Origin of the sequence: Arenibacter amylolyticus, from assembly GCF_002150785.1 — a bacterium.
Taxonomy (GTDB): domain Bacteria; phylum Bacteroidota; class Bacteroidia; order Flavobacteriales; family Flavobacteriaceae; genus Arenibacter; species Arenibacter amylolyticus.
Genome location: NZ_MTAZ01000034.1, coordinates 1 through 15,474, shown reverse-complemented (window position 1 = coordinate 15,474; position 15,474 = coordinate 1). Strand labels below are relative to the sequence as shown.

The 15,474-nt window shown below is 38.8% G+C and carries 10 protein-coding genes; 4 read left to right on the top strand and 6 right to left on the bottom strand.

The window, feature by feature from the left end; genetic code table 11:
* Nucleotides 1-213: 213 nt before the first annotated feature.
* Nucleotides 214-1,653, bottom strand: coding sequence for an SLC13 family permease (locus tag BV214_RS12355; RefSeq protein ID WP_086477823.1), 1,440 nt, complete (start codon nt 1,651-1,653; stop codon nt 214-216).
* A 271-nt stretch (nt 1,654-1,924) separates the two neighbouring features.
* Here BV214_RS12355 and BV214_RS12350 point away from each other — a divergent pair, with 271 nt between their 5' ends.
* Nucleotides 1,925-2,668, top strand: a complete 744-nt coding sequence (locus BV214_RS12350; protein ID WP_086477822.1) for an SOS response-associated peptidase — start codon at nt 1,925-1,927, stop codon at nt 2,666-2,668.
* A 186-nt stretch (nt 2,669-2,854) separates the two neighbouring features.
* On the opposite strand, the gene BV214_RS12345 is transcribed toward BV214_RS12350, so the two are convergent.
* Both BV214_RS12345 and BV214_RS12340 read right to left on the bottom strand, forming a co-directional pair.
* Nucleotides 2,855-3,964 carry a sensor histidine kinase gene (locus BV214_RS12345; protein WP_086477821.1) on the bottom strand — a complete coding sequence of 370 codons (1,110 nt, stop codon included), beginning with the start codon at nt 3,962-3,964 and terminating at the stop codon, nt 2,855-2,857.
* Between the two features lie 94 nt (nt 3,965-4,058).
* Nucleotides 4,059-4,868, bottom strand: coding sequence for an alpha/beta fold hydrolase (locus tag BV214_RS12340; protein WP_086477820.1), 810 nt, complete (start codon nt 4,866-4,868; stop codon nt 4,059-4,061).
* A gap of 566 nt (nt 4,869-5,434) precedes the next feature.
* On the opposite strand from BV214_RS12340, the gene BV214_RS12335 reads away from it, so the two are divergent.
* Together BV214_RS12335 and BV214_RS12330 are read left to right on the top strand one after the other, a co-directional pair.
* A complete protein-coding gene (locus BV214_RS12335) occupies nt 5,435-6,532 on the top strand; it encodes a ScyD/ScyE family protein (RefSeq protein ID WP_086477819.1) in 1,098 nt (365 codons plus the stop codon).
* Between the two features lie 279 nt (nt 6,533-6,811).
* Entirely contained in the window at nt 6,812-7,531 is a 720-nt protein-coding gene (locus BV214_RS12330; RefSeq protein ID WP_086477818.1) for an oxygen-binding di-iron domain-containing protein, read from the top strand.
* 316 nt (nt 7,532-7,847) lie between these two features.
* Here the strand turns inward: BV214_RS12330 and BV214_RS12325 are convergent, their stop codons facing one another.
* The 3 genes from BV214_RS12325 to BV214_RS12315 all read right to left on the bottom strand — a co-directional run bounded on the left by BV214_RS12325 (nt 7,848) and on the right by BV214_RS12315 (nt 14,490).
* Nucleotides 7,848-9,659: a RagB/SusD family nutrient uptake outer membrane protein gene (locus BV214_RS12325; protein WP_217868742.1), complete on the bottom strand. Its 1,812-nt coding sequence runs from the start codon at nt 9,657-9,659 to the stop codon at nt 7,848-7,850.
* A gap of 13 nt (nt 9,660-9,672) precedes the next feature.
* Nucleotides 9,673-13,170 (bottom strand): TonB-dependent receptor, encoded by a 3,498-nt coding sequence (locus BV214_RS12320; protein ID WP_217868740.1) that lies wholly within the window; start codon nt 13,168-13,170, stop codon nt 9,673-9,675.
* A 180-nt stretch (nt 13,171-13,350) separates the two neighbouring features.
* Nucleotides 13,351-14,490, bottom strand: coding sequence for a FecR family protein (locus BV214_RS12315; RefSeq protein WP_086477815.1), 1,140 nt, complete (start codon nt 14,488-14,490; stop codon nt 13,351-13,353).
* Nucleotides 14,491-14,662: 172 nt separating this feature from the next.
* On the opposite strand from BV214_RS12315, the gene BV214_RS12310 reads away from it, so the two are divergent.
* The gene (locus tag BV214_RS12310) at nt 14,663-15,205 is read left to right on the top strand and encodes an RNA polymerase sigma-70 factor (RefSeq protein WP_086477814.1); all 543 of its coding nucleotides are present in this window, start codon (nt 14,663-14,665) and stop codon (nt 15,203-15,205) included.
* Nucleotides 15,206-15,474 lie beyond the last annotated feature (269 nt).

Sequence of the window (15,474 nt, the reverse complement as noted above, 5' to 3'; positions counted from 1 at the left end):
AATCAGTATATTGGATGTAAAAGCCATCATTCATCATTTTTATATCCATGAATCTCCCCTTTGCAGAACCTTGATATTCCTGCGGTAGCCTGTCTCCTTACAAGGTAGTAGGGGTAACCCAAAAGATAGCTATACAACACCCCGTAGGATTATGGTAAAAGTAGGCCGTTGATGGTTAGCGGTTAGCGACTAAAAATATAGTATGTATAGGTTTTAAAGTCCCCAAGACAGGGGAAGCACATAATAGACCATGAGTCCAAGTATGATGATAGATATGATATTCATCCATAATCCCGACCTCGTCATATCGTATATTCTTAAATAACCAGAACCAAATACCACTGCATTGGGCGGGGTTGCCACGGGAAGCATAAAGGCACATGAGGCGGCTGTGGTGGCCGCTACTATTAAAATATAGGGATCAATCTCCAACTTAGCCGCAATAGGAGCTAAAATGGGCAATAGCATGGCGGTTGTTGCCAAGTTTGAGGTTACTTCGGTTAAAAAGTTCACACAGGTAATCACGATAAAGACCAGTAAAAAGAGGGAGACTCCTATCAGTAGATCAATTTGACTGCCCAGCCATATTGCCAATCCTGTTTCTTGAAATCCGGCTGCCAAAGCCATTCCCCCACCAAACAACAAGATAATTCCCCAAGGAATTCTCACCGAATCGGACCAGGAAAGAAGCTTTTTTTTCTTCTTTTTAGAAGGGATAATGAAGAGGACAATCGCTGCCGTCATAGCAATAATGGTATCATCCAATCCCGGAATTAAATGCTGTAAGAGAAAAGAGCGTGTAATCCAACAAAAGGCAGTAAGCACAAAGACCACAAGCACCAATTTCTCTTCAAATTGCATGGGGCCCAACTCTTTTATGAGTCGGTTAATTTCTGGTTTCCCCCCTGGAAATTCCTTCTGCTTAAACTTAAAGGAAACTCGAGTTAAATAGACCCACGCTATCCCCAATAATATGATAGAAATTGGCAAACCAAATTTAAACCATTGTAAAAAAGTAATTTCAACTCCGTATGTTTTCTGAACAAACCCTGCCATTACCAGGTTGGGTGGTGTACCAATTAAGGTGGCAATTCCGCCAATAGAGGCAGAATAGGCAATACCAAGCATCAATGCCTTTCCAAAAATAGCATTTTCATCCTCTTTGGTGGTAGGGTTGTCCTTTAATTGGGCTACCATGGACATCCCTATGGGCAACATCATCACCGAAGTAGCCGTATTGGAAATCCACATGGACAAAAAAGCGGTAGCAATCATAAATCCGAGGATCACCCTATAAATATTGGTGCCAATAATTTTTATAATGTTTAAGGCAATCCGCCTATGCAGGTTCCATTTTTCTATCGCTATTGCCAAAAAGAACCCTCCCAAATACAAAAACACATACTTATCCCCATAGGCAGCTGTGGTATCCTCTATTTTCATAATACCCGCCATGGGGAAAAGAATTAATGGTATTAGGGCGGTTACGGCAATGGGCACCGCTTCCGTAATCCACCAAATAGCGATCCAACAGGTAGCTGCCAGCATAAGATAGGCGTTCTGGGGCATATCTGTGGGGACATCAAAAAAAAGGAAGGTTAAAAAGGATAAGGGACCTGCTAATAGGGCCAAGGTGTTTTTTGGTATGGTCATCTCGTAGAATATATGAGCCTAAGCTATTTAAAAAAACAATAAGGAGAAAGCAATGCATGCACTTTCCCTACAGCAACCAGCTATTTTTATGGATTCCCATTCTGTATTCTTACCTTAGGGATTTAATTCTTACATTAAGACAATTAACGCATGGCAAGCCCGCCTGAATAGTACGGGCAGGCCCATGAGAGGACGGTTGGAAAATTAAGATAGTAAGTCGATCAAAGTATCGCAGCATTCAAATTTCACTAAGTGAGTAAAAACTATAGTTATGTGTTTTGGAACTAGGGTAACCACTTCCATCAAGGATTTGCAAAAATATTACAATGTAACCAAGCTGGTTGGGAAAACTCCAGTGGAAGACAATTTAATGTACCACCACGCCAACGGATGGGCCCATCCATTGATGTGGATCATTCCCCAAGAAAAAAATCAGCATATTACTCCCTCTATGTGGGGCATTATGCCAGCAAATGGCTTGGGAGCAGATTATCAGACTTATTATAAGGGTGCTGCAAGGTTTGGAGCCGGATTAAATGCCCGCTCCGAAAAACTCTTCGATCATTTTATTTATAAGCACAGTGCTTACTCCAAGCGCTGTATTATTCCTGTTGACGGTTTCTTTGAGCCCCATACCGCACCCAAAAATTTTAAAGTCCCGTTCTATTTTGAACGAATCAACAGAGAACCTATTAGCCTTGCCGGTATATATACTACCACCAAGGATGGGTACAATACCTTTACGATTCTTACCAAGGAGGCCACTCCCCTCTTCGAAAAAATACACAATACCAAAAAAAGAAGACCGGTAATTCTACAGGATGACGCTATTGAAACCTGGTTGCATGCAGGCCTATCACAAAACGAGATAGAAGCCGTGATAAAGCAAGATATGCCCGACTCTGAACTAAAGGCCTACCCTATCAGTAAAGACCTATATAGCCGCAAGATAGATTCTAATCGGCCCGATATTATAAAGGAAGTCCCCTACCAGGAATTGGAGATAGAATATTGAATGGGTTCTTAGGCGTGGGGTTGCCTATTATAAATAGTTAATTCATAATAGTGCTTATCGATACCAATATAGGCTCAATGCTACTAGTTGTTTACCCATGATTCGTTAAACACTATAATAAAATAATTTTAGGACTCCTAATAGATTACGCCTTATCATAGGGTATCATTTCGCCCTTATCACACCTTAGGGTAAATAGGGCAGTAAAATGATAAATTGTGACCCGCCCTCCGCATTGTCTTTTAATTCAATACGACCCTCATGAAGATCCACGATCTTTTTGCAATAAGCCAGCCCCAATCCCTTACCGCTTTCTCTATGAAATTTATTTAAAAGTCCAAAAAAATTACCTTGATCAATATCTGGAAATCCCTTGGAATTATCCCTGACCCGGATTTGGATGAAGTCTGTATACCGGTAGGCGTCTTGTACAGTCTTATAATAGTTATCCTTGATAAGCTCGGATGCAATTGAAATATGTAAGGGCTTATCCTCGCTTCTAAACTGGTAGGCATTGAATAATAATTCTTTCAACACCCAAGTTAGTTTAGGTATATCTGCGCGAATTTCCTTCACTTTTAAGCCGCTTACATCTGGTTGAATTTTAGGAATATTCAGCGTAGTGATGGCCGACTTAATCATTTCCTCCAAGTTTCCTGTAGTGAAGTCGTTCATCCTTCTTTCCAAGGAATGATAACGCTGCAACCTCGTTAGTAAGTCCCGAGAATACTCCGACAGCCCTTGAAGCTTCTTTAGATAAAATCCAAATTCTTCTCCAACTTGATCTTTCTCAATCTTATCTTCTAGAAGGCCTGCAAATAATTGCATTTTACGTAGCGGTTCCTGCATATCATGGGAAAGCACTTTATTGAACTCCACATGCTCTTGGTTAATGCGTTTTAATTCACGTAATTGTTGTTCTAATAAATCCTGATGCCTTTCTAATTTGGCCTTCATTTTTAACAACAAATCGTTCTCTTTGAGCGCCTTTTCTGCCGCTTGCTTGGCCTCTAAAATACCTTTCTCGTATTTATTTCGCTTAGCCATGTGAAGGCCTACCGCTTGCACCGTCGGAACTTGCGCATTGTTAGATAAGACCATATTCATAAGAACTGGATATTCTATTCCCGATTTGGAGTTTAGGGATAAGAACATTTCATCTACCTTACCCTGCATCATAAGCATAGGTGAAAAATGAGTCTTATAAAATATACGGCTACCACCTGTTAGCAGGTTCTCAAATCGTAGGCTACCAATGACCTCCTCCTCGCTATATTCCAAATGGTCTAGCATCATCTGGTTAATTTGTGTTAAATAACCATCTACTGAAAAGGAAAAAAAATAACAAGGGGGATTAATATTCACGGATTCATTTAATTCATTAGTTCAACTAGGCAACGATATTTTCACTCTGCAAGTATTGTTGGATGTACTTAATAGTTTCTTTTGGGTGACTCATATGTGGACAATGTCCGGTTGCCTTCATAGGCTTTAGTACACTGTTCTTTAAATTAGCATGTACATAGGCTCCCACCTTTTCATTGGCAATGTCATCTTCTGCACATTGCAGAATAAGGCTCGGAACCTTTACCTTAGGAAGGTCCTCCCTATTGTCCGAAAAAAAAGTAACTCTGGCAAAATTGCCCGTAATCTCTTTATCCATGGAGCAGAAACTTTCTTCAAGTTCCTGGACAAGTTCTGGCCTCTCTGTATTCTTCATCACCACGGGTGCCAGAAAACTAGCCCAACCAACATAATTATTTTCCATAACTTCCATAAGGCCTTGTAAATCCTTTTCTTCAAAACCTCCTATGTAGTCGGACTTATTAATGTAACATGGAGAAGGACACACTAGAATCAATGACCGGAATAAATAGGGCTGTTGAATGGAGGCGAGCATGCCAATCATAGAACTTACTGAATGACCTACCAAGATGACGTTTTTAAGGTTTAGTGTAGTGCATATATCAAGAATATCTTGGGCGTATCCGTGCAGCGAACCGTAGCGATCTTCATTATATTGCTCAATATCCGATTTTCCGCAACCAACATAATCAAACAACACCAATTTATACTCGTCTTCAAAAGCGGGTGTAATATATCGCCACATTTGCTGATCGCATCCAAAGCCGTGTGCAAACATAATTACTTGGTCTCCCTTGCCAATTACCTTTACATTATTTCTTTTTAATGTATCCATGCACTATCATTTTTCCTAAAGATAGAAAAATGTATAAACAATATATGCCATCCCCAATAATTAGCCATATTTCTATTTATATGAGTTTTCCTTTCCTTTAGTAGGGCTGCTTTATTCCCTAAGGTTCAAATCAAATAAGTGAAGAATCCCAGTATTCATTTTTAGCTTCTATACACTCCCATGACAGCAGGACAAGTTTCTCAGCCTAAAACCAAATAAATTGGGAAGGTAAATCTACCACAACAAAGGAAATGACCAATACTCCAATAGCCGCCCTTTTATTTAAAGTTTGATGAGATCCCTCCCACAACTTTAAATATTTATTAATTGTTTCCTATTTTCATTTGGGGTTATCCACAAAAAACCATACATTTATAAGAGACTGACAATCAACCTGTTTTTTTGATTTACCTTCTATTTACACTCTCCCATTTTAAAGTGCTCTTTGTTTATAGAAAGCACTTATGACGGTTTCTTGCGACCCCTCTTCAGCTTGTTAGGAATAATTTCATTCCGACTTAGAGTATTTTACTAAAAGAGTTTTCATTTAATTAAAACATGTAATTATGAAAAATTTATCCATTTTCGGGGTCCTAACCCTGTCCCTCTTATTATTAACGGCATGTAGTAAAGAGTCTATTACCCCCGAAGCCATCTTAGAACATGGAGCTATTACAGCCAAAGCAGGTAAAAAAATGAGCTCCGAGGGTTTCATCACACCCCTTTTTGGTCTTGCAACCGCCCCTAACGGGGACATTTTGGTTGCGGACGGTGGCGCTGGAATTGCCAACGCTACGGGCACTACCAACATTCCTTTGCTTGGTGTTACTGACGTTGCCCCTATTGGAACCGGCTCTATGTGGGCCATCACGGGCGCTATTGGCGGACCCGACGGGGCTGTCATTAATACGGGCCAAGGTTTACATCGGGTCTCTAATGGCAATAGCAAACTCATTGCCGACCTATTTGCCTTTGAAGAAGCGCATGACCCTGATGGCGCTGGGGTAGATTCTAACCCTTTTGGCCTAGCCTCCCTAGGTGGCAATGCCGCATTGGTAACAGATGCAGGGGGAAACGACCTTCTTCAGGTTGATAGGCAGGGGAACATAAAGCTTTTGGCTATTTTCCCTGATGAAGTGGTATCTACTGCCAACCTACAAGCCCTTGTAGGCTGCCCCAATCCTGATTTCGCGTTTATATGCGACACCCCTCAATTGCCAGCACAAGCAGTCCCAACCACTGTAGTAGTGGGGCCAGACGGCTATTATTATGTGGGGGAGCTTAAAGGGTTTCCGGCTCCTGCAGATGCCTCCAATATATGGCGAATATCTCCCAATGCATCGGGAGCTGCCTGTGGTACAAGTGCGGATTGCATGAAGTTATTGGATGGAGGTTTCACTTCTATCATCGATTTAGCCTTTGGCCCCGACGGAAAACTCTACGTTGCAGAACTAGATGAACAAAGCTGGTTTGCAGTGGAAGTCTTAGGTACAGGTGTAGGTGGTACTATAAGTGCAATTGATATAGAAACATTGAATATTGAAGAGGTAGCTACTGGGATAATGGGTCTTACAGGTATTACTTTTGGGAAGGACGGGAGTCTCTGGGCCACTACCCACTCCCTTAACCCCTCACTGGCAGAAGTCATAAAAATAGCTATGTAATCCGTTTTATGTCACAAGACTGTGGGGATAGCATTACTGATGAGTAGCACTACCAAATCGTTGGAACGACTCTGAGGAAATTGATTAACCATCCCGCTAAAGGTTTTAGCGGGATGGTTTCTTCTATTCTATAACACTAGCATAAATTTAGATGATTAAATATAAGAAGGTGCCAGCCAGCCATTCCTTCTCAACACACAACACAACCTCCTACTTACCAGTGAATTACAACAGGACCCTTATAATTTTGATTTCACATATACCTTAATCCCATACACCATGCAAATCCACGAAATAGCACCGGATGTTTACAGAATTTCCCTTTATGTACCAGAAATAAATTTACAATTCAATCATTTCCTCATCATGGACAATCAGCCCATGCTCTACCATGCAGGGATGAAAAATATGTTTCCAGCACTACGTGAGGCCGTAAGCAAACTCATCAACCCCTCAGCGCTTAGGTGGATTGGCTTTAGTCATTTTGAAGTAGATGAGTGCGGGGCCCTGAACGAGTGGCTCCAAATTGCTCCTAATGCCTTACCTGTCTGTAGTGAAGTGGGAGCCTTGGTTAATATGGGTGATTATTCCATCCGTCCTGCCCATGCCATGGCACAGGGAGACACCATTACTACGGGGAAACATAAGTTTCGTTTTATCAGAACCCCTCATCTTCCCCACGGTTGGGATGCTGGCGTATTGTTTGAGGAAACCAATAAAACCCTTTTTTGTTCGGATATTCTTCACCAAAATGGCGATGTAAAACCCATAACGGATTCGGATATCCTGTCCTTGCACAAAAGTTCCTTACTGGAGTTTGAAAATGGCCCGCTAATGGGATACACCCCCTATACCAAACGCACCGGAAAAATTATTCAGAGTTTGGTAGACCTCAACCCAAAAACATTGGCTACCATGCATGGCTCTTCCTTTAATGGCAATTGTAAGCAAACACTAATGGATCTAGATGCTGTTCTCAGGGAGGTTTGGGAAGCGTAGGTTGAAAATTAATTAAAAGCAGTACAGTAAATTTTCCTCTTTATCATAAAAATACATATAATACCCTTGCCTTATTAGTATTATATAAACCGGTTTTATTTAAAGTGAAAGGCTAATAGAGTGTAATTTAACCCAAAAGTAAATAACTCTTGAAGCAATATATTGAAATTAAAAGTTCCTAATTTTCAATTATGGAGGTAAAATTGCTTAATAATAATTTTCAGCCTTTTTAAAATAAGAAAGGGTAAGGGCGTTAAATTCATTTAGCGCCCTTTCCCTTTCTTTTCTACCCTACTATGTTTTGCGATGATAGCTATTAATCTTCTAAGGTGGGGTTAAATGTACCACCCCAACCTACATTTTGTTCGAGATTAGGGTTCCTATCCAGAACTCCTTGTTGGATAGGAAAGAAATAATAGGACTCAGGGACAGAATTAACTTTTACGCCACTAAATGGTACTTGAAGCACGGAATATTTAAAGTCAGATTCCACCAGTTCATAATTGTCAGCCTTATTACGGGCTTCTCCAATAGGCATTTCACTTCCATCTGCTTTTATTGCAATTGCTTCAACACCAGATTTAGTGGTATTATCTAAGCGATCCAACATTCTAAGTCTACGTAAATCCCAAAAGCGATGACCTTCAAAACTAAATTCTATATTACGTTCATGTAATATTGCCTCTCTCATTTCCTCTTGGCTAGTAGCTGTAATCCCATAATTATTATCTAGCCCTGGCTCAATTCCAGCCCGCTTTCTTATTAATCTAAGAATCTCCATCGCTTCATCAAACCTTCCAGTTTCATTGGCAGCTTCAGCATAATTGATCATTACCTCCGCGAAACGCATTAAAATAAAGTCTACGTCGTATTGCTGAACCTCAGCCTGAGTATAACTTAGTTTGGAGGCTTTTAAGACAAAAAATCCACTATACCTATCAAGGTTTGTTGAGTTAACTGCCGCCTGTGGATTAATTCCAAAATCATCTAATTCATGAGCTACTCCCAGTGCAGTGTATTGTCGCTTTCCAGATTTACCAGACACTTCATAAAGCTTCCCATTCCAAACAATAGACTTATCAAACCGAGGATCTCTATCTGACCAATAATCCATTAAAAATTCACTGTCTGTTTTAAAATATTTTCCACTTGGATCATTATAGCTTTTTCCGTCCTTCATTGGAAACTCTTTTACAAACTCCCATGTTGGCGTTACGGAAGCTGGTCCTCGGCTTTCAGATCCGGGACGGACACCTGCATCCCAACTTGCAGTTTTATTGGGATAACTGTTGATAACTGCAAAAACTACTTCTGGTCCTCTTTCCTCAAGAAAAATATCACTATAATCCTCTGTTAATCCGTACCCTTGGGAAGATAGGTGGTCGTATGCTTGTTTATTTACAGCGTATGCTTCCTCCCAATGGGCATTAGACCAAGGATTAGCCGGATTAAATTGCGGAGACGCTTTGTAAAGCAAAACCTTCGCTTTAAAAGCTAATGCGAAATTCCCATCAATTTTCCCATAATTTTGGGATCCCTTATCAATCTTTTCTGGTAACAAAGATATAGCACTGTCCAAATCTTCTACTAAAAACTTAAAACATTCTTCAGTAGAGTTTCGTGACACAAAAAGATCATCATTATATCGATCTTGTGGCACCTTTATATAAGGGATTCCACCGTGATATTTTATCATTTTAAAATAAATGTAGGCTCTCATGAAGTAAGCCTGACCTAAAATTTGATCTTTAAATTCTTGAGCCAAGCTACCATTTTGAACATCTTGTATAGCTTGGTTTATTAATCGAATGCGCTCATAATCCCAATATTTAAAATTACCATTTGTTACAGTTATCATATCAGGATAAAACTGAATTCCAGTTAATTGCTGGGAATAACTGTCTTGACCAACACTCCAATTGCCAAACAATGGATATAGGTTTGCCATATAGGCATTGGCCAAGTTTTCATCATTCCATAACTGCTCTGGATCATAATTATTAATGTCCTCTATATCCAAAACATCCTCACAAGCAACAAAACAAAACGCACTAAATAAAAACGTTGCTATTAGGGCTAATAGCCTAACTTTAAAAGTCTTTTTATATTTATTATGAATATTCATCATGTTCTAATCTTTATTAAAAGTTTATGTTTAGTCCCAATGTAAAAGACTTCATTAAAGGATATGAATCATATTCCTTCTGCTCTGGATCATGAAATTCTTTCATTTCCGAAATAGCAAAAAGATTGGTTCCGTTAAAGAATACTTGCGCATGGTTAAGACTCAATAAAGAAGTCCATTTAACCGGTAGATTATAACCAATATTGAGGTTTTTCAATCGCAAGTATGCTCCATTTCTAATCCAAAATGAAGAAGCGCCAGTACCAGATTCATACCAGTTCTTACCAACCGGACGAGGATATTTAGCATCGGGATTGTCAGGTGTCCATACATCTTTCGCCCATATTGGATAATATGGTCTTATAGAGCCTCCGTGTTGACGCATACCAGGACCTTCCTTATTAGAGATGATTCTGTCATACATCCCTACTCCTTGAAAATGAGTATTTACCACAAATCCTTTATATTCTACATTAAATCCGAATCCGTAATTGATACGTGGCGCTGCATTATTGGAAAGAACCTGCATATCATTGCCATCAATCTTACCATCGGGCCCCTCCGAATATCCATCGCCTCGAATATCCTCAAAAATAAGAGCTCCTAGATATGGGTCTCTACCAAATTGTTTAAAACCAGCTGCAAGTAATTCATCTAGTTGCTCCTGGCTTCTGACCATCCCAACATTTTTCAAACCTATAATTCTATTTAACGGCTGCCCTATTTTACTTTGCCATGCAAGAGATCCTCCTTCTTGAAAAGAAGCTCCTTCATCCAGAACATCCCATTGATCCTTTGCATATCCAATATTAGCATTTATAGAGTACGAAAGTTCATTATCCAACAGCATATCACGCCAAATTGCCGAAAATTCAAGTCCTTTCCAAGATCTTGCTGCGTAATTTTCAGGTGCAAGATCCTGTCCGTAGTTATCTGGTAAGGTTACCAATCTTGATCCTAAAATATCTTCTTCTTTCTTGTAAAAAATATCAAACATAGTAACTAGCCTATTCTTAAGAATAGCAGCATCAAAACCAGCATTATAAGTGGTAGAAGTCGCCCAAGTTAAATTAGGGTTAGGAGTTACCCCAGGAGCTATACTTCTATATAAATTATTGCCAAAAATATATGAACCGGCATTTCTATATACTTGTCTAAATCCAAAAGGGCTTATTCTTCTATTGTTAACATCCAGATCATTCCCCGTGGTTCCGTATGAGAGCCTTAATTTTAAATCATCTAGCCAAGTATCATACTTTTCCATAAAGTGTTCATTATTAAGTCGCCAAGCTAAGGACATGGACGGGAAAAATCCCCAGCGCTTATTTTTGGGAAATAAGGTGTTTCCATCATACCGAAAAGAAAACTCTGCTATATACCGTTGATCGTAATTATAATTAAAGCGACCTATAGCAGATTGGCGTGCTCCTACTTGTTCCCAACCGTCTCCATACCTACGCTCAGAATCGGTAGAGTAAACAAACATCTGATCATAATTAGTTACTGGATCCTCTGCCTGGGCAAAAGCCCCATATCCTCCATTCTCTCCCTGCTCCAATACCAACATTCCACTAAAATCACTTTTCTCAAAAGTTCTCATGTAATTTAATTGCCAGTTCAATTGATAACTCCAAAGCGTATTGATATCATAGCTCAAAAACTCTTGATTTCTAGAAAATGTAAAGGTGTTGGTCTTATTAGGGTCTGGTGCACCCGGAATAAATCTATTGCCATCAGGATCAGCCTGGTTAAACACATAATTTTTTTGAAAAGTTAGGTACTTTTTCCTCATATAGTCAGACCCCAGATAGTTTCCATAGATCTTAGTAGATAATCCAGGAACCAACTTCCCTAAATCTATATCAAGGGATAGAATCGAATTCACCTCCCTTTGTCTAGTCTTGATATAGCGATCACCAATGACCTGATCGATAACGCTCCATGCTAGCCAACTACCCATCGGGGTTTGCACTGGGTAATCTGTTACATAATCTGCCGGGGTACCATCTGCCGTAGTATAAAAAGGATATACCTTGGGCCAGTTAAATGTAACCCTATATAAATCGGACACATCATAATCATCATCAGGTGAAAACGGCCAATAGAAGCGATTGTGATTCCTTTGATTAGCCGATATATTTAGGTTTAACTTGATATCGTCCGATATTTGCGCCGTAACATTAGACCGCAAATTAACCTTGTCGTATTTCAAATTCTTATAAGATCCTTTTTCCCCATGATAACTGGCAAGTGAGTAATAGGTAATCTTATCAGTTCCACCACTTACACTTAAGGAATGCTTGTTGCTTTGGGGATTGTTCCAGATAAAATCATTAACGTTATAGCTAAGATTTTTAAAATAATCAAACTCCTCGGCTCCATTAGGAATTGGGGTTCCCATATATTCTGCCACACGGTTTTGATAAATAAGCTCATCCGTGGCAGTCGTTTGGTCTGATAATAATTGTTGTGTTGGGGAGGATGTAGTAAACGAACCTTGATAACTAAAGGTTGGTTCTTGTCTAACACCCTGCTTTGTGGTCACCAGCACCACTCCGTTTCCAGCCCTGCTTCCGTAAATTGAAGCAGAAGCCGCATCCTTTAAAAAGCTCAACTGATCAACTTCACTTGAATTAAGGGCATCAAAGGCTTCTTTATCCCTGACTATTCCGTCTATTACATAAAGTGGTTCACCAAATGCACCACGTATTCGGACGGAAGAACTGGCTCCGGTTAATCCCGAAGAACCAGCAATCACAACTCCAGGCGCTCTTCCCGCCAAAGTATTTGAAAGATTAGAATTAGATATATTATTAAGCTCATCCACTTTAACAGAAGTAATTGCTCCGGTAATATTTGCTTTTTTCTGAACACCATACCCAACAATGACAACCTCATCCAAGCCAGCAGCGTCCTCGGCAAGTTGTACTGATAATGTTGATTGACCAGATAGAGGTATCTCCCGCGTTTTAAAACCCAAGTACGAAATTACAAGAATTACATCGCGATTGCTTACGTTGAGGATAAAATTTCCATCAAAATCAGATTGTGTACCATTGGTGGTCCCCTTTTCTAGTACGTTAGCTCCTGGTAAAGGTTGCCCCTCTGTATCCGTGATAGTACCAGATACTTGAATCTGGACATAGGAATCCTCTCTTTCGATAAGGGGTTGTGATTCTTCTTTTAAAGACAATGGAGTTGGCGTAGCCTTTGTTAAAACTACTTGTCTATTTAAAACCTTAAAACGAATATTCGTTTTTTCAAAAAGAAGTTTTAAGATATCTTTTATTTCTTTTTCTTTAATTCTCAGAGAAACCTTTTGAGCTAAATTCAGTTGATTACTTTCATATAGAAATCTGAATTCGGATATCGCCTCAATTTTAGTCAAAACCTGCTCTAATTCAACATTTTTAAAGTTCAATGAGAACTTAGTGGATACAGGGTTGCTATTAGCCTGTACATTTAATGAGAAAAGAAATAGTAAAAGTAGTGTCTGCTTAATTTTCTTTTCCATCCTGGGAATTTGCCAGTGACGCAAGCATCTAATAAAAAATTTATTCATAATTTTGGTTGGGTTAAATAATCTTGAATAGGGTTTTTAATCCATGTTTAATTAATCGGAAAATGCTCCAATCATTTTCCGGTTTTTTCTGTGATCTTCTTTAATGATTCTCATTTCATACTTTTATTATTTTTAGTTTATAATTATTTGTTGTCCAGAAATCTTATATGAAAAGGGGTAAATGGCGTTAATCACTTTAAGCACCCCCTCTATATCTTCCACATCCTTGTTGAATTTGGCATTTAAAACTTTTTCTGCCAGCATTAGATTGTTGTTATCAATAGTCACATTAAATGCCCGCTCTAACTTTCTCTCCATATCCCTAAAAGCTATATCACTAAAAATCAGTTCTCCTTTAACCCAACCAGTATAAAGCTCAGTAGAGACCTCATTTATTTCCATCAAAAGCTCATTTTTATCCCAACTGGCTTTATAACCAGGAGTTAGCATCACCCCTGATCCTGATTCATTTGGATTATAAAGTTGTACAGAACCCTCTACTAAAACGGTTTCTACCTGCTTATTGTCCTTATAATTGGAAACATTAAACGACGTTCCTAAGACCTCTATCGCGATTCCGTCGGTGTGGACAATAAAGGGATGATCCCTATCTTCAGCAACCTGGAAATATCCTTCTCCCTCTATAAATACTTCTCTATTATTCTCACTTAAAAAACTAATTGGATATCGCAGTTTACTTCCTGCATTCAAGTGAATCAATGAACCATCGGAAAGCTCCAATTCAAATAACTCTCCATTGGGGATGCTCAATTCATTATATACCAATTTATCCTGTTGTACTTCCTTAGTATAAATAATTTTGTTACCGTATTGGTGTCCAACAATTTCACCCGAAGCTGTAACAATGGATTGCTCTCCATTTCGTTTAATAATCTTAACATCGTCCTCCCCTATTGTCAGAGTAACCGCATTTTCAATCACTGTTTCTTTCTTATCTGGACCTAATGTTGTAGAAATTATTATTCCCAATGCCAAAAGCAATACTATTACTGCGGCATATCTTATAACAGACTTTCGCATCCGAATCACTGAATTTTCAGTCTTAGCTAACTGCTTCTTTATTTTATTCCACTCCCTATCAGTATCCAAATCAGCAAGAAAAGTTAATGACTCCCCTACCATATCCTCCTGGACCAGCTTCAGTAATAATTCTCTTTCTTCCTTGGTAAGGTTTTCAAGATCTATTTCATCAATAGATTCAGAATTATTGATAGCTCTTAATATTTTTTTTAATCGATGTATCTCAGACATATTAAAGCCTTTATTATAATGTTCCTAGAAAAGCGATTTAGGGTGACAAAAAAAATGTTTTTATTTTTCAACCTCAAAAGCACAGTTTTGAATTACCTTCAAAAACCTTATATTCGAAATCTCTACCAATCAAATTAGTAACCGAAAACGTTAACCAATCAATCTTAAATCTATGAAGTTTTCCAAGCCTTCAGATTCATCTAAGACTGAAAGACTTTTTAAAGAACATTATTCGTTTTTGTGCCTATATGCGTATAGCGTAGTAAAAGACCAAGAAGCTGCTAAAGATATCGTCCAAGACTTTTTTATATCATATTGGGAGAAAGGGAGGAATATAACTGTTACAAAAACTTTTAAGGCTTATGCGATAGGTGCTGTTAAAAATTTAAGTTTACGTTATCTGAAGCAACATCGTAACCATCAGTTACTGATTAAGAAAATGCCACTTGATGAACATGAGGAAACTAAAATAACAGAAGCACCACTTGCTCAAGTTAAAGTTCCCAAGCTGCTTGAACAATTACCTGAAAGCCGTAGAAATATCTTCACCTCTTATGTATTGGATGGTATGAGTTATGCAGAAATAGCCGCAAACAACAATATTTCCATAAATACCGTGAAAACACAAATGAAAAGGGCATATGCTTTTCTTAGAAATAATGCTTCTAAAGATTGGCTACATATCATACTAGCACTTTCCGCTTACTTCCATTAGACCGAAACAGTTTAATTGAGAGAATAAATTGGTGAAAATAGAATACTATGTACAATTTGGAAGTCTTGCTGTTTTACGAAAAGTCTTAAAACCACGAAACCTGAAGTCATACTCTTGGCTTCGAAGAATCTTCTTGGAAGGATTACCTACGGTGTTCCTTCAGCAAGCAATGTTGCAAATTCGAAACCACACAGCTATCGCTGCTTGGTTTATCTATTTCTTGTAAAACATTTTCCGAAGAATCTTCTTGGAAGGATTACCTACGGTGT

Coding starts and splice junctions, on each gene's coding strand:
- BV214_RS12330 (WP_086477818.1), top strand. CDS start 6,812: ATGCAAATCCACGAAATAGCACCGGATGTTTACAGAATTTCCCTTTAT.
- BV214_RS12340 (WP_086477820.1), bottom strand. CDS start 4,868: ATGGATACATTAAAAAGAAATAATGTAAAGGTAATTGGCAAGGGAGAC.
- BV214_RS12315 (WP_086477815.1), bottom strand. CDS start 14,490: ATGTCTGAGATACATCGATTAAAAAAAATATTAAGAGCTATCAATAAT.
- BV214_RS12350 (WP_086477822.1), top strand. CDS start 1,925: ATGTGTTTTGGAACTAGGGTAACCACTTCCATCAAGGATTTGCAAAAA.
- BV214_RS12320 (WP_217868740.1), bottom strand. CDS start 13,170: ATGGAAAAGAAAATTAAGCAGACACTACTTTTACTATTTCTTTTCTCA.
- BV214_RS12310 (WP_086477814.1), top strand. CDS start 14,663: ATGAAGTTTTCCAAGCCTTCAGATTCATCTAAGACTGAAAGACTTTTT.
- BV214_RS12345 (WP_086477821.1), bottom strand. CDS start 3,964: ATGATGCTAGACCATTTGGAATATAGCGAGGAGGAGGTCATTGGTAGC.
- BV214_RS12325 (WP_217868742.1), bottom strand. CDS start 9,659: ATGATGAATATTCATAATAAATATAAAAAGACTTTTAAAGTTAGGCTA.
- BV214_RS12335 (WP_086477819.1), top strand. CDS start 5,435: ATGAAAAATTTATCCATTTTCGGGGTCCTAACCCTGTCCCTCTTATTA.
- BV214_RS12355 (WP_086477823.1), bottom strand. CDS start 1,653: ATGACCATACCAAAAAACACCTTGGCCCTATTAGCAGGTCCCTTATCC.